Source organism: Comamonas composti DSM 21721, assembly GCF_000429845.1.
GTDB classification, from domain to species: Bacteria; Pseudomonadota; Gammaproteobacteria; order Burkholderiales; family Burkholderiaceae_C; genus Comamonas; species Comamonas composti.
In genome coordinates this window covers 209,833-230,367 of record NZ_AUCQ01000003.1, presented here as the reverse complement: position 1 = coordinate 230,367, position 20,535 = coordinate 209,833, and the positions used below count along the sequence as shown (strand labels likewise).

Annotated in this window: 18 protein-coding genes; 11 read left to right on the top strand and 7 right to left on the bottom strand. The window is 63.6% G+C overall.

From position 1 onward, the window contains the following. Nucleotides 1-228: 228 nt before the first annotated feature. Complete coding sequence (locus G486_RS0104385; RefSeq protein ID WP_027014439.1) at nt 229-759, top strand: flavin reductase family protein; 531 nt, start codon at nt 229-231, stop codon at nt 757-759. Nucleotides 760-834: 75 nt separating this feature from the next. On the opposite strand, the gene G486_RS0104380 is transcribed toward G486_RS0104385, so the two are convergent. Together G486_RS0104380 and G486_RS0104375 are read right to left on the bottom strand one after the other, a co-directional pair. Continuing rightward, a complete protein-coding gene (locus G486_RS0104380) occupies nt 835-2,124 on the bottom strand; it encodes an L-fuconate dehydratase (RefSeq protein WP_027014438.1) in 1,290 nt (429 codons plus the stop codon). Nucleotides 2,125-2,188: 64 nt separating this feature from the next. After that, a complete protein-coding gene (locus G486_RS0104375) occupies nt 2,189-3,490 on the bottom strand; it encodes an MFS transporter (RefSeq protein WP_156919878.1) in 1,302 nt (433 codons plus the stop codon). A gap of 183 nt (nt 3,491-3,673) precedes the next feature. Between G486_RS0104375 and G486_RS0104370 the strand changes: the two genes are divergently transcribed. Further along, nucleotides 3,674-4,639: a LysR family transcriptional regulator gene (locus G486_RS0104370; RefSeq protein ID WP_051303121.1), complete on the top strand. Its 966-nt coding sequence runs from the start codon at nt 3,674-3,676 to the stop codon at nt 4,637-4,639. A gap of 14 nt (nt 4,640-4,653) precedes the next feature. On the opposite strand, the gene G486_RS0104365 is transcribed toward G486_RS0104370, so the two are convergent. After that, nucleotides 4,654-5,622 (bottom strand): porin, encoded by a 969-nt coding sequence (locus G486_RS0104365; RefSeq protein WP_027014435.1) that lies wholly within the window; start codon nt 5,620-5,622, stop codon nt 4,654-4,656. A gap of 250 nt (nt 5,623-5,872) precedes the next feature. Continuing rightward, nucleotides 5,873-7,105: a hypothetical protein gene (locus G486_RS0104360; protein WP_027014434.1), complete on the bottom strand. Its 1,233-nt coding sequence runs from the start codon at nt 7,103-7,105 to the stop codon at nt 5,873-5,875. Between the two features lie 390 nt (nt 7,106-7,495). Here G486_RS0104360 and G486_RS0104355 point away from each other — a divergent pair, with 390 nt between their 5' ends. The 7 genes from G486_RS0104355 to G486_RS0104325 all read left to right on the top strand — a co-directional run bounded on the left by G486_RS0104355 (nt 7,496) and on the right by G486_RS0104325 (nt 15,431). Further along, nucleotides 7,496-8,875 (top strand): GH1 family beta-glucosidase, encoded by a 1,380-nt coding sequence (locus G486_RS0104355; RefSeq protein WP_051303119.1) that lies wholly within the window; start codon nt 7,496-7,498, stop codon nt 8,873-8,875. A gap of 23 nt (nt 8,876-8,898) precedes the next feature. Further along, nucleotides 8,899-9,909: a porin gene (locus tag G486_RS0104350; protein WP_084455035.1), complete on the top strand. Its 1,011-nt coding sequence runs from the start codon at nt 8,899-8,901 to the stop codon at nt 9,907-9,909. Between the two features lie 30 nt (nt 9,910-9,939). Beyond that, nucleotides 9,940-11,169, top strand: coding sequence for an ABC transporter substrate-binding protein (locus G486_RS0104345; RefSeq protein WP_027014431.1), 1,230 nt, complete (start codon nt 9,940-9,942; stop codon nt 11,167-11,169). Nucleotides 11,170-11,210: 41 nt separating this feature from the next. Beyond that, the gene (locus tag G486_RS0104340; protein ID WP_027014430.1) at nt 11,211-12,131 is read left to right on the top strand and encodes a carbohydrate ABC transporter permease; all 921 of its coding nucleotides are present in this window, start codon (nt 11,211-11,213) and stop codon (nt 12,129-12,131) included. 47 nt (nt 12,132-12,178) lie between these two features. Continuing rightward, nucleotides 12,179-13,036: a carbohydrate ABC transporter permease gene (locus tag G486_RS0104335; RefSeq protein ID WP_407059786.1), complete on the top strand. Its 858-nt coding sequence runs from the start codon at nt 12,179-12,181 to the stop codon at nt 13,034-13,036. A 90-nt stretch (nt 13,037-13,126) separates the two neighbouring features. Next, a complete protein-coding gene (locus tag G486_RS0104330) occupies nt 13,127-14,209 on the top strand; it encodes an ATP-binding cassette domain-containing protein (RefSeq protein WP_027014428.1) in 1,083 nt (360 codons plus the stop codon). Between the two features lie 187 nt (nt 14,210-14,396). Beyond that, nucleotides 14,397-15,431: a substrate-binding domain-containing protein gene (locus G486_RS0104325; protein WP_027014427.1), complete on the top strand. Its 1,035-nt coding sequence runs from the start codon at nt 14,397-14,399 to the stop codon at nt 15,429-15,431. 81 nt (nt 15,432-15,512) lie between these two features. Here G486_RS0104325 and G486_RS0104320 read toward each other — a convergent pair whose 3' ends face one another. Together G486_RS0104320 and G486_RS0104310 are read right to left on the bottom strand one after the other, a co-directional pair. Beyond that, nucleotides 15,513-16,334 carry a hypothetical protein gene (locus G486_RS0104320; protein ID WP_027014426.1) on the bottom strand — a complete coding sequence of 274 codons (822 nt, stop codon included), beginning with the start codon at nt 16,332-16,334 and terminating at the stop codon, nt 15,513-15,515. Between the two features lie 199 nt (nt 16,335-16,533). Beyond that, nucleotides 16,534-17,136, bottom strand: coding sequence for a tetratricopeptide repeat protein (locus G486_RS0104310; RefSeq protein WP_027014425.1), 603 nt, complete (start codon nt 17,134-17,136; stop codon nt 16,534-16,536). 357 nt (nt 17,137-17,493) lie between these two features. Between G486_RS0104310 and G486_RS0104305 the strand changes: the two genes are divergently transcribed. Continuing rightward, nucleotides 17,494-18,240 carry a class I SAM-dependent methyltransferase gene (locus G486_RS0104305; RefSeq protein ID WP_027014424.1) on the top strand — a complete coding sequence of 249 codons (747 nt, stop codon included), beginning with the start codon at nt 17,494-17,496 and terminating at the stop codon, nt 18,238-18,240. Here G486_RS0104305 and G486_RS21520 read toward each other — a convergent pair. Beyond that, nucleotides 18,207-19,169, bottom strand: coding sequence for an AraC family transcriptional regulator (locus G486_RS21520; protein WP_245587235.1), 963 nt, complete (start codon nt 19,167-19,169; stop codon nt 18,207-18,209). The two genes, G486_RS0104305 and G486_RS21520, sit on opposite strands and share 34 nt — an antisense overlap. A gap of 76 nt (nt 19,170-19,245) precedes the next feature. Between G486_RS21520 and G486_RS0104295 the strand changes: the two genes are divergently transcribed. Next, nucleotides 19,246-20,514 carry an MFS transporter gene (locus G486_RS0104295; protein ID WP_027014423.1) on the top strand — a complete coding sequence of 423 codons (1,269 nt, stop codon included), beginning with the start codon at nt 19,246-19,248 and terminating at the stop codon, nt 20,512-20,514. Nucleotides 20,515-20,535 lie beyond the last annotated feature (21 nt).

Sequence of the window (20,535 nt, the reverse complement as noted above, 5' to 3'; positions counted from 1 at the left end):
CCTCGCAATAGCACGGCTATTGCTGCGGTGTCGCGCCTCGTATCCCATCCCGCAAAGACACTGGCGCGGCACCGAGGAGATCGTAAACACGTTCTAAAGCCCGAATCAATGGGCGCAAAAAGCCCATGCGCCCCCATGAAAACCCGACTGCGCCCATAATGGGCGGCCGCGCCTCAGCGGGCGCCTTCAACATGCCGCGGTGCTTTGCGGCCAGCTCCCGGTGCCTACGTGAATTCCGCTCTGCCATCTTCCATCCTGCCTACCGAGGCGCCGTTCTCGTCACGAGATTTCCGCGATGCGCTCGGCCAGTTCGCCACCGGCGTGACCATCATCACGGCGCGCAGCCCCGAGGGTCATCCCGTGGGCGTGACCGTGAGCTCATTCAACTCGGTCTCGCTAACGCCGCCGCTGGTGCTGTGGAGCATGACGCTGTCGGCCGCCTCCCTGCCCGTGTTCCAGCATTGCCGCCACTACGCCATCCACGTGCTGGCCTCAGACCAGAAGCCCCTGGCCGAGCTGTTCGCACGCAAGGGCGTGGACCGCTTTGCGAACACGGCCTGGCGCAGCTCCGCCCAGGGCGTGCCCCTGCTCGACAACACGGCCGCCGTCTTTGAATGCCGCAACCGCAGCCGCTACGAGGAAGGCGACCACATCATCTTTGTGGGCGCAGTCGAGCAGTGCCGTCACCTGCACGGCCGTGCGCCCTTGCTCTACCACGGCGGCCGCATGTATGCCGACGGCCGCATCACACCACCCTGACACAGAAAACCAGCCGCGCGAAGCACGCAGCGCATGGCCCTGGGCTTCCAGGCCTGGACCACACAAGAGTTCGTGTCAGGGCCTCTCCACGCCTCGATACTCGTATCGCTGCAGCGACTCTTTTTTCATGGTGATGGAGTAGCCCGCAGCCGTAGGCGGCATGTAGGCGGCATTGCGGACAACGCAGGGATCGACGAAGTGTTCGTGCAAATGGTCGACATATTCGATGACTCGCCCTTGCTTGGTGCCGGACACGCAGATGTAGTCAATCATGGCCAGATGCTGGACGTATTCGCACAGGCCCACGCCTCCCGCATGAGGGCTGATGGGCAGACCATGCTTGGCCGCAAGCAGCAGCACGGCAAGAACCTCATTGACGCCCCCCAGCCGGCATGAGTCGAGCTGCACGACATCGATGGCACCACGGGTCATGAATTGCTTGAACATGATGCGGTTGTGGCACATCTCGCCGGTGGCGACCTTGACCGGATGCACGCCATCCCTGATGGCCCGGTGTGCCTCGACATCATCAGGGCTGGTGGGCTCTTCGATGAACCAGGGCTTGGCAAAACTCAGGGCACGCACCCAGCCTATGGCCTCGTCGACTTCCCAGACCTGGTTGGCATCAATCATGAGCTCTCGGTCCGGGCCCAGCACCTCGCGGGCAATCGCAACGCGCCGCATATCGTCCTCCAGGTTGCGTCCGACCTTGAGCTTGATGTGGCGAAAGCCCGCATCTACGGCCTCCTGACACAGCCGGCGCAGCTTGTCATCGTCATAGCCCAGCCAGCCTGGAGAGGTCGTATAGCAGGGATAGCCTTCCTTCTCCAGGATGCGTATGCGCTCGGCCTTGCCCGCCTGCCGGGCACGCAACAATTCAAGCGCCTCGTCAGGCGTGATGGCATCGGTAAGGTAGCGAAAGTCCACGGCGCGCACGAACTCCTCGGGACTCATGTCGGCGACCAGCCGCCACAAGGGCTTGGCCTCGGATTTGGCCCAGAGATCCCAGACGGCATTGACGATGGCACAGCTGGCCAGATGAATGACTCCTTTCTCCGGCCCTATCCAGCGCAGCTGGCTGTCAGAGTTCATGTGGCGCCAAAAGCGCCCCATGTCTGCGCTGATCCAGCTCAGCTCCAGCCCCACGACCAGATGGCTCAGGGCCTTGACGGCTGCACAGCACACCTCGTTGCCGCGTCCTATGGTGAAAGTCAGGCCATGCCCTTCCAGCCCGGGCTGGTCGGTCTCCAGCACCACATAGGCCGCCGAATAGTCGGGATCGGGGTTCATCGCATCCGAACCGTCTAGCAGCTGGGATGTGGGAAATCGTATGTCGATCACACGCAGGGAACGAATAATGGTCATATTGCTTTCCAACGCACATTAAAAATGGCACTTGTATTTCCGATTGAAAACCATCGGAGATTGCTTACCCACTGACAGTGGACTCTTCCTGGCCTTGACGAAGAAATATGCTGACGACAGAGGCTGTCAAAAGAAGCCCTGAAATCAGGAATAATCCATTTTTCACATTTCCAGTGGCTTGCTCTATTAACCCCATGATGGAAGGCCCGAAAAATCCGCCAAGAAGACCTGCCATGGTGACAAATGCCAGCCCGGCAGCCAAAGACTCGCCATTGAGTCTCGTTGCGGGAAATACGAACAGCACCGATTGCACGACAAAAACCATGAATGCCGTGATCGTATAACCTATCAGGCCATAAGATGACTCAAGCATGGCCGCCAATACCAGGCCCAAGGCCATGGTCACAAGTCCGAAAAATAAAATGCGGCGACACTTTGCCGGAGATTTTGAGGTTCTTAGAATGAATACAGCCCCGATGGATGCCGCCACCCATGGGATGGAGTTCAGAGAGCCGACTTCAAACGATGTGAGATTTCCATAGGAGGCGATGATTCCGGGAAGAAAGAATATCACCGTATAAATCGCGATTTGATGGCAGAAATACACAAAGATCGTGAGCCAGATCTGCCCATCCTTGAGCATGTGCCACCAATGGCCGTCTTGCACTGCCTCTTTCGAGCTCTGGCGCGATTGGTAGAACTGGCGCTCCTGAGGTGTCAGCCAAGAAGCCGACTGAGGTCCGTCAGGCAGCCATTTCCATACAAAGAAGGCCAGGAACATGGGCATCAGCCCTTCAATAATGAGCAGCCACTGCCAGCCGTGCAATCCGCCAAGGCCCTCCAGACTCAGCAAGCCCCCTCCCAACGGCCCGCCAATGATGTTCGCGATGCAGACACCCAGCAGAAAATAGCCGATTGCCTTGGCTCGCTCACCACTCTCGAACCAATAAGTCAAATACAGCATGACCCCAGGAAAAAGACCTGCTTCTGCAACACCCAGCAGAAGTCTCATGAAATAAAAGCTGTATTCGTTCCAGACAAAGGCCGTGGCCAGTGTGACGGCTCCCCAGGTCAGCATGATCCTCGTAATCCAGAATCTGGCGCCAACCCTGTACATGATCAGATTGCTGGGAATTTCAAAAAGAGCATAGGTCAGAAAAAACAGACCTGCTCCCAGCCCATAGGCCGCAGCAGAAATCCCCAAATCTGCCTCCATGCCCTTTCTTGCCATTGCGATATTGGTTCTATCCAGAAAACTCATGATGTAAACCATCACAAGCAATGGCATGATTTTCTTCAAAACCCGAGTATTCAGACTTTGAAGATCCACCTCCGTATTTTCTGATTTCATGGCTGCTTCAGACATGTTGTCTCCCCCCATCGGAATTTTCAATGCAGGTTCAATGATTTTTCTTGTAAATCACGCTTTTTATTTCAAGCGGTAATACCAATCTATTTCATATCAGTTGCCAAGTAAAATTTTCATTGCTTATGCAGGCATATCAAAAATGGAATGGCTTGCATGAACTGAAAAAGGCATGGAGCTGACATGAAGAGTCCCCCCTCCCGTCCGGACAAAGTGCTGGGCACATTCACCCCGCTCAAGATATCGAGTCGTCAGATCGCCCTGATGAATGCACTGGGGCTTTATCGCAACCTCCATCGGGCAGCCGAGGCCATACACACCACACAGCCTGCGGCCAGCCTGATGCTCAAGCAACTGGAGGAACGTCTGGAAGTGCCTCTTTTCAAGCGGCACGCGCGCGGCATGGAGGCCACGGTCTACGGCGAGGCTCTCATCCGGTTTGCGCGCGGAGTCACAAGAGAGTTCGACCAGGTGCAGGCCGAGATTGCCGGGCTGGCCAACGGCGCCGCAGGCCTGGTATCCGTGGGCAGCGTACTGGGCGCCGTTCCCGGCTTGCTGGCCAGTGCTCTGGTCAGCTTCAAGCAGCATCACCCACGCGTGGGCCTGTCGGTGGAAGTCGATACCAGCGACTTGCTGCTGCCCTCCCTCATGGAGGGCCGACTTGACGTGTTGCTCGGACGTCTACCCGATCATGCAAGCCACCCCGACCTGCATATCGAACTGCTGGAAAAAGGGGAGGAGATGCTTGTGATCGCCGGCCCCGGGCATAGATACACGGGCTCTGCATCCTTGGATTTGAAGGAGATGGGGCGTCCGACCTGGATTCTTCACCCCAAGGGCAGCCCCATGCGCCTGAGAGTGGAAGGCGCACTGCTGCAAACCGGCGTCGCCTTCCCCCTGGACATCGTAGAAACCGCTTCGCTGCCCCTGACCATTTCCATGCTGCAATCCAGCGACATGCTGTCGATCTGGCCAAAGGACATCGCCTTGCACTATGCCCGCTACGGCATGATTTCGATTCTTCCGCTGACGCTGCCGATCAATATGACCAATCTGGGCCTGTTGACGCTGCGCTCCCGCCCGCTTTCGGCGGCCACGCGCAGCTTCATATCTCACCTGAAGAGCTGGCCCGTCGAGGCACCGGCCTGAGCCCCAGGCCGACGTCAGAAAGAATGGGCGAGCCCGGCGCCGAAGGCCGTGCGCGAGCTTTGCTGGGCATAGCGCTGGTGGCCCAGGCTGGTGTAGAGCATGGTGCGCTTGGACAACGCATACTCGGCGCCCAGGGACGTCATGTGATTGGTCTGGCCGTCGAGGCGCTGGTTGCCATAGCCGGCCCTGAAGGTGGTGGCGCCCACGGTATAGGTGCCGCCCAGGGACACCATGCGCGACTTGGACGGCGTGTCGCCCGACTTGCTGCGGTCATAGGCCAGCATCACGGCGGCCGCGCCAAAGCGGTACTTTGCACCGGCATAGGTATCGGTATCGCCGCTGCCGTTGCGCTCATAGGCCAGCATGCCGGCCACCGGGCCCTCGTCGTAGTTCAGCGAGAACGAGCTCGCACGGCCATCGCGCCCAGGAGCCGTGGTGCGCTCGGGCGAGGCGCTCACGTGCAGGGAGAAGCCGCCGAACTTGGGCGAGTCATAGAACACGCCATTGGCCATGCGCCCATACTCGGGGTTGCCATTGTTGCTTGCACGGTCCGTGGGCGTGAGGTAATGGGCCATGTGCCAGGCCGGCGAGGCGATGCGGTTGAAGTTGGACCAGGGATCGAACTGCCACTCCTGGCTCCACATGGCGCTCAGCGCGCGGCCCACGCGCAGATGGCCCCAGCCGCCCTGCAGACCCACGGTGGATTCGTCATGCCAGAAGGGCTTCTTGCCCGCGTCCTCGGTCATGCCGGTATCCAGGTCGAAGCGCGTGCTCAGCCGGAACGTGGCCTTGAGTCCGCCGCCCAGATCCTCCACGCCCGCAAAGGCCAGATTGCTGCGCTGTATGGTGCCCAGCTTGTTGGTCTTGTCATAGTCTCTGAAAACGCCGGCATCCAGATAGCCGCTGATCGTGACCTGGGCCATGGCCGGCGCGGCCGCTGCGAGGCAGAAGCAGGCGATGGACAGGCGATGTTTGTTGGACATGCAATGTCTCCTTGCTCGAAATATGAAGAACACCGGCATGACCCGAGGGCAAAGGCGCGGTGACGAGAGGCCACCGAAGTGGCATGAGGTGCGCTGCCCGCGAACGGGAGCGACCAAAAGGCAGCCGGCATGGGCTTGCGGCAGATTCGCCGCACATGCAGGACAAGAAAGTTGCAAGTGCATACGACTTGCAACAGCGGCCGATTATGAAAGCCTGCTTGCGATCAAGCCAGACCGGCGTCAGCTCCGGTCAGCTCCGGGCCAAGGCCCAGAGCCGGTTCATCTCGCTGCAAAACGGCTGGGCACAAGGCGCACGCCCCTGGTATTGACAACCTTCGGTGCTGCAGAAATGTGATTCATGCGAGCCCAGCGGCCCACGCTCGCGCGGCAGGTGTGCCGCAAGCTGTCCGCTGGACTGGGCGGCCGCCATCTGCAGCCAGGGATCGCCGCGCTGCAATGCGAGCTGCTGCATTTGCTGCACCTGCGCAGCGCTCAGTGTGGCCAGCACACCGCCCATGGCTTGTTGCGCCCCGGGCAAGGGTTCGAGCTCCAGCAACAGCAAGGCGCTGCTGCGCCGCGTCGCATCGCCATGCGGCTGCAATACCAAAGCCACTGCCCCCGAAGCCAGTTGCGGCAACGGCACATCCAGCACCAGCCGCATGCCGCCGCCAGGCAAGACACCTGGCGCTGGCAAGGCCGCCGACGCAACAGCAGGACTCGCGGGCAGGCCTGATGACGGTGCCGCGGATGCGGCAGGCCCGGCCTGAACCTGGGCCGCGCCCTGGGCCTGGGCCCAACCCACAGGCACTTGCAGGCTGATCGCAAAGCCGCGCTCGCCCTCGGGGGTCTGCAGCAGGCCCTGCTGCACCCACCAGGTCTGCAAAGGCGGACGCTGGACCGGTGCTGCGGCAACCGGTGCCGGCAAGGCCGGCTCCAAGAAAGTGCGGGCCGGTGCATCCGGGAATGAGGCGCTCTGGGATGGTCTGGCCTGGTCCGGCACGCTCTGGAGCGGCCGGGCTGCCTCGGCCCCGATCCCTTCCGGGCTAGCGCCCGAGGCCGAGGCAGGGGCCGGGGAGGCCGCAACCAGGGCCTGCAGCAGCGCCGTCGACCCCGGCTGGGCGGCGACCAGTTCCAGCGCCATGCCGGCCTGGGTTTGCACACGGCCCAGCAGACTCTGCAGCAAGAGCGTCAGCGGTGCGCTCACGCCGCTGGCCGGCCACGGGAGGGCGCCGGGCGCGCTGCCGGCCTGGATTTGCTGTGCGAGCCGGGCCACCAATTGCTCGAAGGCCTGCATGCGCAGGGTCTGCAGCATGTGCTCGGACCAGCGCACCGAGCTTGCTGCAGATGCAGCCAGGCTGTCGCCCTCCGCTTTCCCCAGGGCTGCGGCTGCGGCCTGGCCGGGTGCGGCACCTGCCGCCCCTGGCCCTGCAGGCACGGGCAAATCCTTGGCGCCAAAAGAGATCGCAGGCACAAAAGAGGTCATGACATCCCTCAAAGAACCGACCTGATGGTCCATCAGCGGATTCTGACAGCTCGGCCCCGCTGAACCATAGCGGGCCTGCCCCAGTCCGCCCCCCGGGGAACGCAGGATGCTGCAGGCACCGGCCAGTAGGCCTGCGGCGGCTGCAGACCAAAGTGATACGCAGTGTTAGGCCCGGTCAGCCAACACGGCTCGGCCCTATTGAGAGACCCGCCCATATAGGCCAAGGCCTGCAGGCTGATAAGCGATGTTGCGCAGCCATACACGCGGCTGGAGACGCATCACAGCTTGATACACCAAACCAGGGTAATTGCACTTGCTCAGGGATTTGGCGAGTGATGGAATCGATTCCATTGGAACTGGTTCCAATTCAACTTCCCTACGGAACTCGAAATGACTCTTGCCGCCTTGATCAAGCTACCGACACAGTTGGCACCCCCTGTGAACTCACCCATGCGCGACCGCGACTTCACCTGGGGCGTGGCCACGGCCTCCTACCAGATCGAAGGCGCCACGGATGCCGATGGACGCCTGCCTTCGATCTGGGACACCTATTGCGCCACGCCCGGCAAGGTGCTCAACGGCGATAGCGGCGATGTGGCCTGTGATCACTACCATCGCTGGGAATTGGATGTGAACCTGATCGCCGACCTGGGCGTGGATGCCTACCGGCTCTCGATTGCCTGGCCGCGCGTCATCGGCCTGGATGGCCAGCTCAACACCAAGGGCGTCGACTTCTACAAGCGCCTGCTCGACCGCCTGGGCGACAAGGGCGTGCAGCGCTATGCAACGCTCTACCACTGGGATCTTCCTCAGCATCTGGAAGATCGTGGCGGCTGGCTGAACCGCGACACCGCCTACCGCTTTGCCGATTACGCCGACAAGATCAGCCGGGCGCTGCAAGGCCGTGTCACGGCCTGGTCTACGCTGAACGAGCCCTGGTGCTCGGCCTATCTCGGCTATACCAACGGCCGCCATGCACCCGGACGCACGCATCCGCGCTATGCAGCCCAGGCCCTGCACCACTTGCTGCTCGGCCATGGGCTGGCGCAGCCCGCACTCAAGGCCAATGACCCGGGCGCGCAGCGCAGCATCGTGGTCAACATCGGCCGCGGCGTGCCTGAAGATCCGGGCAGCGCCGCCGACCGCGACGCCGCCCATTTGTTCGAAGTCCAGCAAAACGCCTGGGTGCTGGATGCCTTGCTCGACGGCCGCTATCCGGACGAGCTGTTCCGCCTGTGGCCCGGCACGGAGCCGCTGGTACTGGAAGGCGACATGGACCTGATCAGCCAGCCGCTCGACCACCTGGGCATCAACTACTACTACCGCAACACCCTGCGCAGCGACGGCGCGCATGGCTTCACGTCCGTCAACCGCCCGGGTGCCGAATACACCCAGATGGGCTGGGAGGTGGCGCCGGATGCATTTACCGAGCTGCTGGTCGGCTTCCACCAGCGCTACGCGAATCTGCCGCCTATCGTGATCACCGAGAACGGCATGGCTTCGGCCGATGTGGTGGTGAATGGCGAGATCAAGGACACGCAGCGCATCAGCTATCTGCAGCGCCACTTCGCAGCCGTGCACAACGCCATGGCTGCGGGAGTCGACGTGCGCGGCTATTTCGTCTGGTCGCTGCTCGACAACTTCGAATGGGCCTATGGCTATGAGCGGCGTTTTGGCCTGGTCCATGTCGACTACGAAACCCAGGTGCGCACGCTCAAGCACAGCGCCCAGGGCTTGCAGGCTTTCCTGCGCGAACGCGCCGGCCGCTGAACCACGGAGCGGAAGAGTATTTCATGACATTTTTATCTCGTGCATCCGGGTCTTTGCTGGCGCTGGCCCTGGCTTGCTGGGCCAATAGCAGTGCCGCACAGTCCTCGCTGACGATTTCCGGTGTACTGGACCTGGGCCTGAGCCGCTCCGACAGCGGCTCCGCCCAGAACCCCGGCGCTGGCACGCGTGGCAGCACGCTGCTCAAGCAGGGCTCGGCCTCGCGGCTAGGCATCCGGGGAAATGAAGACCTGGGCGGCGGCCTGTACGCGGGGTTCGAGCTCGAACACCGCTTTCTGGCTGATACCGGCGAGCAGGACTCGGACGCATTCTTCCAGGCCGTCTCGGTGGTCAAGCTCGGCAGCCTCAGCTGGGGCGAGCTCTACCTGGGCCGCAAGATCGTGCCCGCCTACTCGCTGAGCTGCGAGGCCGACCCCACCTGCTGGAGCTATACCAGCCAGTTGGGCCGGCCCTATGCCTGGGCCAACTACTCAGGCAGCGCCGCATCGGACAACTCCAGCGTGCGGCGCAACAACACGGTCGGCTACCGCTCGCCAACCCTCGCGGGCTGGAGCTCCGAGATCGCCTATGCCTACGGAGAAGGCGAGCGCAAGCGCAGCCTGGGCGCGAATCTGGAATACAGGCAGGGCCCGGTCTATCTGGGTCTGGGCTATGACGGCGCCGACGCCAAGAACCGCCTGCTTCTCGCAGCCGTGGGCTACGGCTTCGGCATGGTCCGCCCCTTGCTGCTCATGGCCGATGCCAAGGGGGGCCCGACAACGCCGGGGTACCGGGGCCAGTCGGCCAGCCTGAGCTTTGTCTTTCCGACTGCCTGGGGCCGCATGTTCGCCGGCCTTGGTCATCTGCGTTCACGGGCCACACCAGCCGATGGCGAGGAGCGCTCCACCAAGCTCTTTCTTGGCGGCGACTACAACCTCAGTCGCAGGACCACGCTGTATGTGAACTTCGGCTCCGCACGAACCACGGGGCTCACGTCCTCGAACGCCTATGACGCTGGCATACGCCACGCTTTCTGATCCGCGTACCAAGACCCACAGGAGACATCCATGAAGTGCAAACTCTTCTCTGCCAGCCTGGCCCTGGCTCTTGCGGCCACGACCGGGGCCGCTCAGGCGCAGAAAGCCGAAGTCGTCCATTGGTGGACCTCCAGCAGCGAATCGGCTGCGGTGCGAGAAATCGCCAACGCCTTCCAGAAGGCCGGCGGCGTCTGGGTCGACCAGGCCGTGGCCGGCGGCTCAGCCGCGCGTGCCGTGACGATCAACCGCATCGCCGGAGGCAGCCCTCCAGCGGCCGCGCAGTTCAACACCTCCAAGCAGTACCGCGAACTGATTGCCGAGGGCATGCTGAGCAATGTCGATGCCGTGGCGCTCAAGGAGGGCTGGGAGCAGCTGCTGCCGCGCCCGGTCCTGGACAGCATCCGCGTGGATGGACATTACTACGCGACACCGGTGAACATCCACAACCCCGGCTGGTTCTGGTATTCCAAAGCCGCACTGCAAAAAGCCGGCGTCACGGCCGAGCCCCGGGACATCGACGAGTTCTTCGCCGCGCTGGACAAGCTCAAGGCCGCAGGCCTGATTCCCATTGCCGTGGGCAGCCAGGGCTGGCAGGAGAGCCTGACATTCAACGCCCTGCTGGTAAATATCGCAGGCAAGGACAGCTATCTGAAGTTCTACCAGGCACACGACCCCTCGGTCGTGGACAGCGCACCGTTCAAGCGCACGCTGCAAGCCATGCGCAAGCTGCGCGGCTATGTGGACGCGGGCTCGCCGGGACGCAACTGGAACGACGGCACGGCCTTGCTCATCAACGGCAAGGCCGGCTACCAGATCATGGGCGACTGGGCCAAAGGCGAGTTCGCCAACGCCCGACAACTGCCGGGCAAGGACTATGGCTGCTTCAGCGGCTTCACGCCCACCACGCCCTATGTGATAGGCGGTGATGTCTTCGTCTTTCCCAAGACCGGCAACGCCCAGATGGCCAAGACCCAGCAGTTGCTGGCCTCGGTCATCGTCAAGCCGGCCACGCAGATAGCCTTCAATAACAAGAAGGGCTCGATCCCGGTTCGCATGGATACGGATCCCGCGCAGTTCGACATCTGCGCCCAGGCCGGCATCGCGGCCCTCAAGGATAGAACGCGCCACCTGCCCGTGTCCGACATGCTGATGACGCCCGACATGCTGGGCAGCGTGACGGATGTGATCTCCCAGTTCTGGAACAGCAATATGTCGATCGAGGCCGCCAGCCGCGCGCTGCGCAACGCCTTGAAGTCCTGACGGTCGCGCCACCCCGCCGAACCCTCAACCAAAGAGCCCGAATGACGACTCTCCCTCATGCCTTCGCAGCGGCCAGGCCGTCGCGCCGGGGTCCGCCCAAGGCCGCGCACCTGGCCCTGCTGCCGATGGCGTTCACCGCCATCGGCGTCTACATCATCTGCGTGCTGTGGTCGGTACGCATCTCCCTGTCCAGCTCTCAGATTCTGCCGCGCAGCGATTTCGTCGGCCTCGCGCAGTATGTGCGGCTGTTCGAGACCGAGCGCTGGATCATCTCGCTGGGCAACGTGGCCGTATTCGGCCTGCTGTTCATCAGCCTATGCCTGACGATCGGCTTCTTGCTCGCCTGCTTCATCGACCAACGGGTGCGCGGCGAGGACTTGCTGCGCACGATCTTTCTGTATCCCTATGCAATGTCCTTTGTGGCCACGGGTCTGGTCTGGCAGTGGATGCTCAACCCCGAGCTGGGCCTGCAGTCCACGGTGCGCTCCCTGGGCTGGAGCGATTTCCAGCTCGACTGGATCGTCTCCCAGGACAAGGTCATCTACACCATCGTCATCGCGGCCGTATGGCAGGCCTCGGGCCTGGTGATGGCCATCTTGCTGGCCGGGCTGCGCGGCATCGATGAGTCGCTGCTGCATGCGGCCCGCATCGATGGCGTGCCGCGCTGGCGCTACTACCTCAGCATCGTGCTGCCCCAGCTCGGCCCGTCCCTGGGATCGGCCTTCGTGCTGCTGGCCCTGAGTGTGGTCAAAGCCTATGACATCGTCGTCACCATGACGCATGGCGGCCCCGGCCAGGCCAGCGAAGTGCCGGCCAAGTTCATCATGGACCACCTCTTTGCACGCGCCAATGTCGGCCTGGCTTCGGCAGCCAGCACGGTGATGCTGCTCACCGTGCTGGCCCTGCTGGCACCTCTGTGGTACATGCGCAGCAGGGCTGCGCGCAAAGGAGTCCGCGCATGAGCACCCTCGCTCTTCCACGGCAGCGCATACGGCCCGGAACGCGCGCCATGCGCCGGTACCTGAGCCCTGGCCGCATCGGTCTGTATGTGTTTCTGCTCACGGCTGCCGCATGCTTTCTAACACCGCTGTACATCATGGTGGTGACCTCGCTCAAGCCCATGGAGGAGATTCGCCTGGGCGACCTGTTCTCCCTGCCCGTGGCGCCGACCCTCGATGCCTGGGCCACGGCCTGGAGTTCGGCCTGCACCGGCCTGGAATGCAAAGGCATCAGCGTAGGTTTCTGGAACTCCGTGCAGATCGTCGTGCCCAGCACCGTCCTGTCGATTCTGCTGGGCGCAATCAATGGCTACGCGCTCGCGTTCTGGCGCGTGGGCTGGGGCCGCAAGGTGTTCGGCATCCTCATCTTCGGCAGCTTCGTGCCCTATCAGATCATGATGTTTCCGATGGTGCGCAGCTTTGCAATGCTGGGGCTGTTCGGCTCGCTGCCGGGCATTGTGCTGATCCACACCCTGTTCGGCATGCCGTTCATGACACTGCTGTTTCGCAACTACTACAGCAGCGTGCCTGCAGAGCTGTTCAAGGCCGCGCGCATCGACGGCGGCGGGTTCTGGCGCATCTTCTTCATGCTGATGCTGCCCATGGCGCTGCCCATGGTGGTCGTGGCCGCAATCCTGCAGGTCACGGCGATCTGGAACGACTTCATCCTGGGCCTGGTGTTCGCGGGCAACGACCACCTGCCGATGACCGTGCAGCTCAACAACATCATCAACACCACCATGGGCGAGCGCGCCTACAACGTGGAGATGGCCGCGACCATTCTGACCTCGCTGGTGCCGCTGGCGGTCTACCTGATCTCGGGCCGCTGGTTTGTGCGCGGCATTGCGGCAGGAGCGGTGAAAGGCTGATTTCCGCAGCGGCTATGCCGCTTTCCGTGCAAAGCAGGGGGCGGCTCGGCAAGACCTAGAGCGATGAAAAACTCAATTGCAAGGAGCAATATGGCGAATGTTCGGATCCGCGAACTCGATATCCGCTTGGGCGGCATCGGCATCATCGAAAAACTCGACCTGGAGGTCGAGGACGGGGAGTTTCTCGTGCTGCTCGGTCCCTCGGGCTGCGGCAAGTCCACGCTGCTTCACAGCATCGCAGGCCTGATCGACGTGGAGGGCGGCAGCATGGTCATAGACGATACCGACGTGACCTGGGCCGACCCCAAGGACCGTGGCATAGGCATGGTGTTCCAGAGCTATGCGCTTTACCCCACGATGACCGTGGAGCAGAACATGTCTTTCGGCCTGCGCATTGCAGGCGTTGCGCGCGACGAGATCGCCAGGCGCGTCCAGCGTGCAGCCAAGATGCTGCACTTGACCGAGCTGCTGCAGCGCAAGCCTGCACAGCTCTCTGGCGGACAGCGCCAGCGCGCAGCCATTGGCCGGGCGCTGGCACGGGATGCCCGCGTCTACCTGTTCGATGAGCCCTTGTCCAACCTGGACGCCAAGCTGCGCAGCGAGCTGCGGCGCGAGCTCAAGCAATTGCACAAGGACATTGGCACCACCATGATTTATGTCACCCACGATCAGGTCGAGGCCATGACGCTGGCCAGCCGCATCGCGGTCATGAAGCAGGGACGCATTCAGCAGATAGGCTCGCCGCAAGAGGTCTATGCACACCCGGCGAACATGTTCGTGGCCGGCTTTCTCGGCTCGCCCAGCATGAATTTCCTCGAAGGGCGCATGGCCGTGAACGGCGACCTGCACTTCACCTCTGCGCAACTGAACATCGATTTGTCCGGCCATGCTTTCGACACGCAGCCAGCCCACGGACAGAACGTGGTGCTGGGCGTGCGGCCCGAGGCGCTGGTGCTGCTGCCGGCCAGTGACCCGCGCGCGGTGGCACATGCAACCGTCGTGCTGATCGAGCCCATGGGAGCGCATCAGACGGTCTGGCTGGACGCCGGCGGGATTTCACTGGCCGCCCATCTGGAGACGGGCACGGCACCTGCAGAAGGCCAGCGCCTGGGGATTGGCGTGGACGCCTGCGGCCTGTCGTTGTTCGACCAGGAGAGCCAGGTAAGGCTGTAGGCCGCTGAATTTCATCCAGTTGCGTATGGAGGGTCGGCTCACGGCGCACGAGCGCCTTGGCACGCGGCATGCATCGCCAGGCTCCGCTCGGTCGCATTCCTGTGCAGCCGCGTAGAGAAAGCAGGCATGCGCCTGACCATACGACCTGTAACATCTGCATTTTCTGGGCAGGAGAGACGGGCGCGACATGGCAACCATCAAGGATGTGGCGAAGCTGGCCGGGGTCGGTGTGGGCACGGCTTCACGCGCGATTTCCGGACGCGGTGCGATTGCGCCCGAGACTCTGGCACGCGTGCAGGCCGCAGCCAGCACGCTGGCCTTCCGGCCCTCCGCGACGGCACGCGCACTGTCGCTCAGATCCGTGGGCATGCTGGGCGTCTATGTGCCGGTTTTCACGGGCACGTTCTACGGCCCGATTCTTGCCGCCATTGATGCCGAACTGCGCTCCGTGGGGCGTCACATGGTTGCCACCAGCGGCTGCGGCCAGGGCGATGCACGTCGGCAGGCGCTGGACGGCGTGGCCTTTCTGATCGAACGCGAATGCGATGGCATCGTCATGCTCAGCAATGCACTCGATGACGAGGACTTCACCGTACTGCAGCAGTGCATAGGCCCGCTCGCAATCATCAACCGCAATGTGCCCGGCCTGGCCGAGATGTGCTTTTCGGTAGACCACGCCCAGGCCGGACGCCTGGCCGCTCAGGCACTGCTCGCACAAGGCCACCGCTCACTGGCCGTGATCAGCGGCCCATGCAATGCGCCCGACAACCGGGCCCGGATCGCGGGCTTCGAGGCCGAGCTGGCACGCCATGGTCTTGCCCTCAGGACAGAACACCGCCTGGAGGGCGACTTCAGCTTTGCGAGCGGCAGTGAAGCCGCCGCCCGCCTGCTCGCTGGCGCAGGCCGCGACTATACGGCCCTGTTCTGCGCCAATGACGAGATGGCGATTGGCGCCATCTCCCGATTTGCGGCCGCAGGCCTGCGCGTGCCTCAGGAGGTTTCGGTCATGGGCTTTGACGACAGTCCGGTCGCGGCTTATGGCACACCGCCGCTGACCACGGTGCACGTGCCCATGCATGCCGTGGCCGTCCATGGCTGCCGCCACCTGCTCAACAACTGCTACGGGCTGGATCTGCCAGTGCAGCGCGAGTTTCCTGCGCAAATCATCTGGCGCAGCTCCGTGGCGGCAGGCCCGCATGCGCCTTGGGCTGAGGACGAATGAAACAGGCCCCCACGCTTGCCCACTCTCGTGTGGCTGCTGCAAAAAACTTCCGAAGGAGTTTTTTGCAGCCTACCCGGAGGCTTACTTGCCGACCTTCAGCTGGCCGCCGCGGCCCAGGCCGCCCTTGACTTCCTGCGCCTTGTAGTTACGCAGCGAGATCACCATGTTGTTGTAGGCATCCATGAACGCAGCCACCGTGGCCTTGCCTTCGGGAGTGCGCGAGAAGCCACCCAGGCCACCGCCGACGCTGCCGCCAAAGGCGCCCATGGCCGCACCGAAGTTGGTGGCCGTGGAGTTGCCTTCGGAGATCGAGATCTGCACGCCCGAGCGGATATCGAACATGGACAGGGTCACGACCGAAACCTTGCTTTGCATGGCGCCGCCGACCAACGCACCCACGCTGCCGAACAGGCCGCCCACGCCTGCTGCGAGCTGGCCGGTGGAGTCGTTGTCGATGATGATGGAGGGCTCCATGAAGTAGTCGGCAGCCACGCGCTGGCCCTTTTGCTGCTTGGAGCCCGCACGGAATTCGCCCGAGTTGCGCTGCTTGTTCGTAATGTTGGCCAGCTTGCTTTCGGTGCGGTTGTTGCCGATCGAGGTGATCACAAAGCAGTTGGACTGCTGCACGGCCAGGCGGATCAGGGGCTCGATGGAGGTGATCTTGGTGGCGGCGCCAAAGCTGGCATACCACTCCTTGCCACGGCCATCATCCACGGCCAGCGTGCCCAGGGGAGCGTCGCAGCGCTCCAGTGAGGGGTTGGCATCGACACTGGTGGCACCACCGGCCGCGCCTGTGGCTGCCGTGGCCGCATTGCCCGTGGTCACGGTGCCGCCGCCAGGGGTGACACAGCCGGCCAGGGTCAGAGCGGCCAGGGCCGCCAGCGAAACAAGGGATTTGGACATGATTGCTTTCTCTTGAATTGGGAATGATGGAAAAACCCAGGCATGCCTGCCTGGGTGTGATGGGCGTGGGAAGGGGTGGGTCTGGACGCCGCAGCTCGGGCAATGCCCTGATGACGGTCGGCCTGCAGTTGGCGCAAGCGCAGGCTGCGGCCTGAACGAGGAGCAGGCTACGCTGGCCGCCCTGGGTCAGTGTGGGGAATCAGCGCAGCACCCAGCCCGAGTGCCCCCAGACCCAGTAATAGGGTGCGCTGCTGTACCAGTAGCCCCAGGATTGGCGCTCTTCCTCACGGGCCTGGTAATTCGCGTGGGCGTCGCTCTTGGCGGCCTGGGCCTGAGGCAGCAGACGCTTGGCCTCCTTGTGCCCCTTGGCTGCCGCTCTGTCCAGCCAGGCTGCCGCCTCGGAAGGATCGGGGCCCATCTCTTCAAAGCCGAGCAGGTACAGCTGGCCCAGCGCAAACTGGGCATCGACCTGACCACCGTCCCCAGCCTTGCGCAGCCATTCAATGGCCTGGTGGCTGTCGCGTGTCACGCCGTCACCACGCAGCAGGCGCAGGCCCAGGTCGTAGGCGGCCTTGGGGTTTTGCTCGGCTATCTGGCTCAAGGCCTGGAGTCGGCGCTCGGATTCCGTGTCCACAGGCGCGCCACGAAAGGTCGCGATGCTGCGCGGCTGCTCGGAGCAGACACTGCCCGTGCAAAGACGCACGGTCTCGGGGCGCTCACCGATTTGCTCAGCCGGCGTTTGCGCCGCGCATCCGGCCAGCGTCAGCACAGCCAATGACCAGATTGATAGAACAAGGCGCATGCCGTCTCTCCCGACTCAGATCCATGAAGCGGGCGAGTATAAATGTTTCACAAGGGAACAAGATGCAACTTCGGTTTCTTATCGCCGAAGCGTGGTATTAGGAGGGGCTTTGATGAGCCGCGTCAATAAAGCAAGGCGCTGTATCGCCCGAGGATGGGCGCAGCACAAGGCCCGGCATGGCGGGCGACCGCAGCGCCGAGGCCTGTTGCCAGCAGCCTGACCGAATACCGCAAGCCCTCTCTTGGAAGGCTGAAAAAACAGGGGAAACTGCCCGTTTGCAAAGCTCCGGGAAAACCACGCTCAGATAAAACGCCAGAAGACGACGATTGACCAGGACAGACTCTTTTGCGCTGAAAAATGAAGCTAGGCACCCTATTTTTCTGGCCCTTGCCGGCTTTGCTGGTCTGGCTCTGCGCCTGGAGCCTGTACCTGCTGCCGGGGCTATGGCTGCCTGAGTGGGTGGGCCTGCTTGCGGGCGGACTGCTGGGCTCCCTGGCCGCCGGGCTGGGGCATAACTGGTGGCGCAGACTGCTCATAGCATCAGGCTTTCCGCTGTCCTGGATCGTTTTGTGGGCTGGCAGCCTGCCGACCTGGTCGTGGCTGCTGTTGCTGGGCTTGCTGGCCCTGGTGTATCCCCTCAATGCCTGGCGCGATGCCCCGCTGTACCCGACACCACAGAACGCCCTGGAGGGGCTGGCGCAGATTGCGCCCTTGCCCGAGGGCGCAGCGGTGCTGGACGCGGGCTGCGGCCTGGGCCATGGCCTGCAGGCCTTGCGTGCGCAATATCCGCAGGCGCGGCTGCATGGGCTGGAGTGGAGCTGGCCGCTGCGCTGGATGTGCGCCGTGCGCTGTCCCTGGGCCCAGGTGCGGCGCGCCGACATCTGGCTGGCCGACTGGAGCGGCTATGCCATGGTGTATCTGTTCCAGCGCCCCGAAAGCATGGGGCGTGCCGCAGTCAAGGCCGTGACCGAGCTCGCACCCGGCGCCTGGGTGGTGAGTCTGGATTTCCAGCTGCCGGGCCTGGAACCCCATTGGCACAGGCCCGGGCCCGGACGCCACGGCCTGTGGGTTTACCGCCTGCCGCCAAAGGATTGCTCCGCGTGAGCCGGCCCGCTCCGGGTTGCACCCACGGCCGTGGGTGGCGCGTGACGCGTCTGCTGGCCGAAGAAGCGCGCTGGCGGCAGGCCCACGGTGCGATGCACCATGGCGCTGAAGGCGCTGGGGCCGTAGCCGAGCTCGGCCGCAATCTGCTGTATGGGCAGGCCACGTGCGGCAAGGCTGACCGCATGGGCCAGCACGACCTGCCGGCGCCAGGCCGTGAAGCTGCAGCCCAGCTCCTGCTGGAACAAACGGGCCACGGTGCGCGGGCTGGCGCCGGTATCGACGGCCCATTCGGCCAGGCTGTCGTGCTGGGTCGGGTCCAGGACCACGGCCTCGCACAGCGTGCGCAGGCGCTTGTCGCGCGGCATGTCCACGCCCAGATTGACTTCGCGCGCCTGGCGCAGCTCATCCAGCAGCAGGGCACTTGCATGGTGTTCGCGGCGCATGCCCGCTGCGTCCAGGGGGCCCAGGTCATCGCCCTGCTTGGGCAGGGCCTCGATCAGCCCCTGCATCAGCGCCGACACTTCGAGCACGCGGCAGCGCCCCCACTCCTCGGCATCGCAGGGCGGCTGGTCGGGCAGGGCCGGCCCGTGTCTGAGCGTGGGCTGGAGCACATAAATGGAGATCAGATCCGCTTCCTCGACCATGGCCACCGCATGTACCAGGCCCGGCGGAATCCACACGGCCTTGGAAGGCGGGGCGATCAGCGTGCCCTGGGGCGCCGACAGGTGCAGCACGCCATCGAGAGAGACCGCGATCTGGGCCCAGTCATGGCGGTGCGGTATGACCCGGGTGCGGGCCGACAGACGGTGCTGCTTGGCGCGCACCGGGCGCTGCAGCGTGGGCCGGTACAGATGGGGAGACAGGGCTTCCACGGGCGACAGAAAAGACGCTGTGCGCGGGCCGGAAAGACTGGCGGATGGGGAAGTCATGGGCTTTGGCATGCTTGCGATAGACCTTGGCCGACTATCGCATACAAGACGCGGCCTTGCTGCCTAAGATGCAGCCATGACCCGCTCCTCCTCTCCACCCGCTTCCCCGGATCTGCTGCGCAGCGATGCGCGCACCATAGGCCTCATCGGCCTGGCCCATGGCTCTTCGCATTTCTTTCACCTGCTGCTGCCCCCGCTGTTCCCCTGGCTGATCAAGGACTTCGGCTACAGCTATGCCGAGCTCAGCGTGCTGGTGTCCCTGTTCTTCGTGATCTCGGGCGTGGGCCAGGCCCTCGCAGGTTTTGCCGTGGACCGCTTCGGCGCGCGCCCGATTCTGTTCGCGGCCCTGGGCAGCTTTGCCCTGGCCGGCATCATCGCGAGCACCGCCCAGGGCTATGCGATGCTGCTCCTGGCCTCGTTCTTCGCAGGTCTGGGCAATGCGCCCTTCCACCCCGTGGACTTCACCATACTCAACAAGCGCGTGTCCCCGCAGCGCATAGGCCATGCGTTCTCCGTCCATGGGCTATCGGGCAACATCGGCTGGGCGCTGGCGCCGGTGTTCATGGCCGGCATCACCTCGGCCACGGGCTCCTGGCGCCTGGCCTGCCTGTGCGGGGCGGCCATGGCGGCCGTGATCCTGGTCATCATGGTCATCAACCGCGATGCACTGGATGACCGTGCGGCCCAGACCGGCGAAGCCCGGGCCGCAGTCGCTGCCGTGTCCGCCGTCCCCGGCGAGCATCCGATGGCCTTTCTGCGCCTGCCCTCGGTGTGGCTGTGCTTTTCCTTCTTCTTCTGGAGCACCTGCGCGCTGAGCGCCATACAGACCTTTGCCAGCCCCGCCATGCAGGCCATGTACGGCCTGCCGCTGAGCGTGACGGCCTTCATCGTCACCGGCTATATGCTGTGCGGCGCCGCGGGCATGCTGGTCGGCGGCTTTCTCGTGGGCCGCGTGCAGCGGCTGGAGAAGGTGATCTCCATCTGCATGCTGGGCTCGGCCGTGCTGCTGTTCCTCGTGGGCACGGGCTGGCTGCCTGGCATGCTGGCCGTGGTCGTGGCCTCGGTCGCGGGCCTGGGCACGGGCCTGGCCGGCCCGTCGCGCGACATGCTGATCAAGCGCGCGTCGCCGCCCGGTGCCACGGGCCGCGTCTACGGCACGGTGTATTCGGGGCTGGATCTGGGCTTTTGCCTGGCCGCGCCCGTGTTCGGCTACATGCTCGACCATGGCATGAACCACAGCGTGTTCTTCGGCTCGGCGATTGCCCTGGCCTTGAGCGTGGTCTCGGCCGTCATCGTCGGCGATGGCGTGAGCAAGAAAAATAAAATAGCGCTTAGCGCTGGCTGAGCCTTTGTTTGACAGCTATTT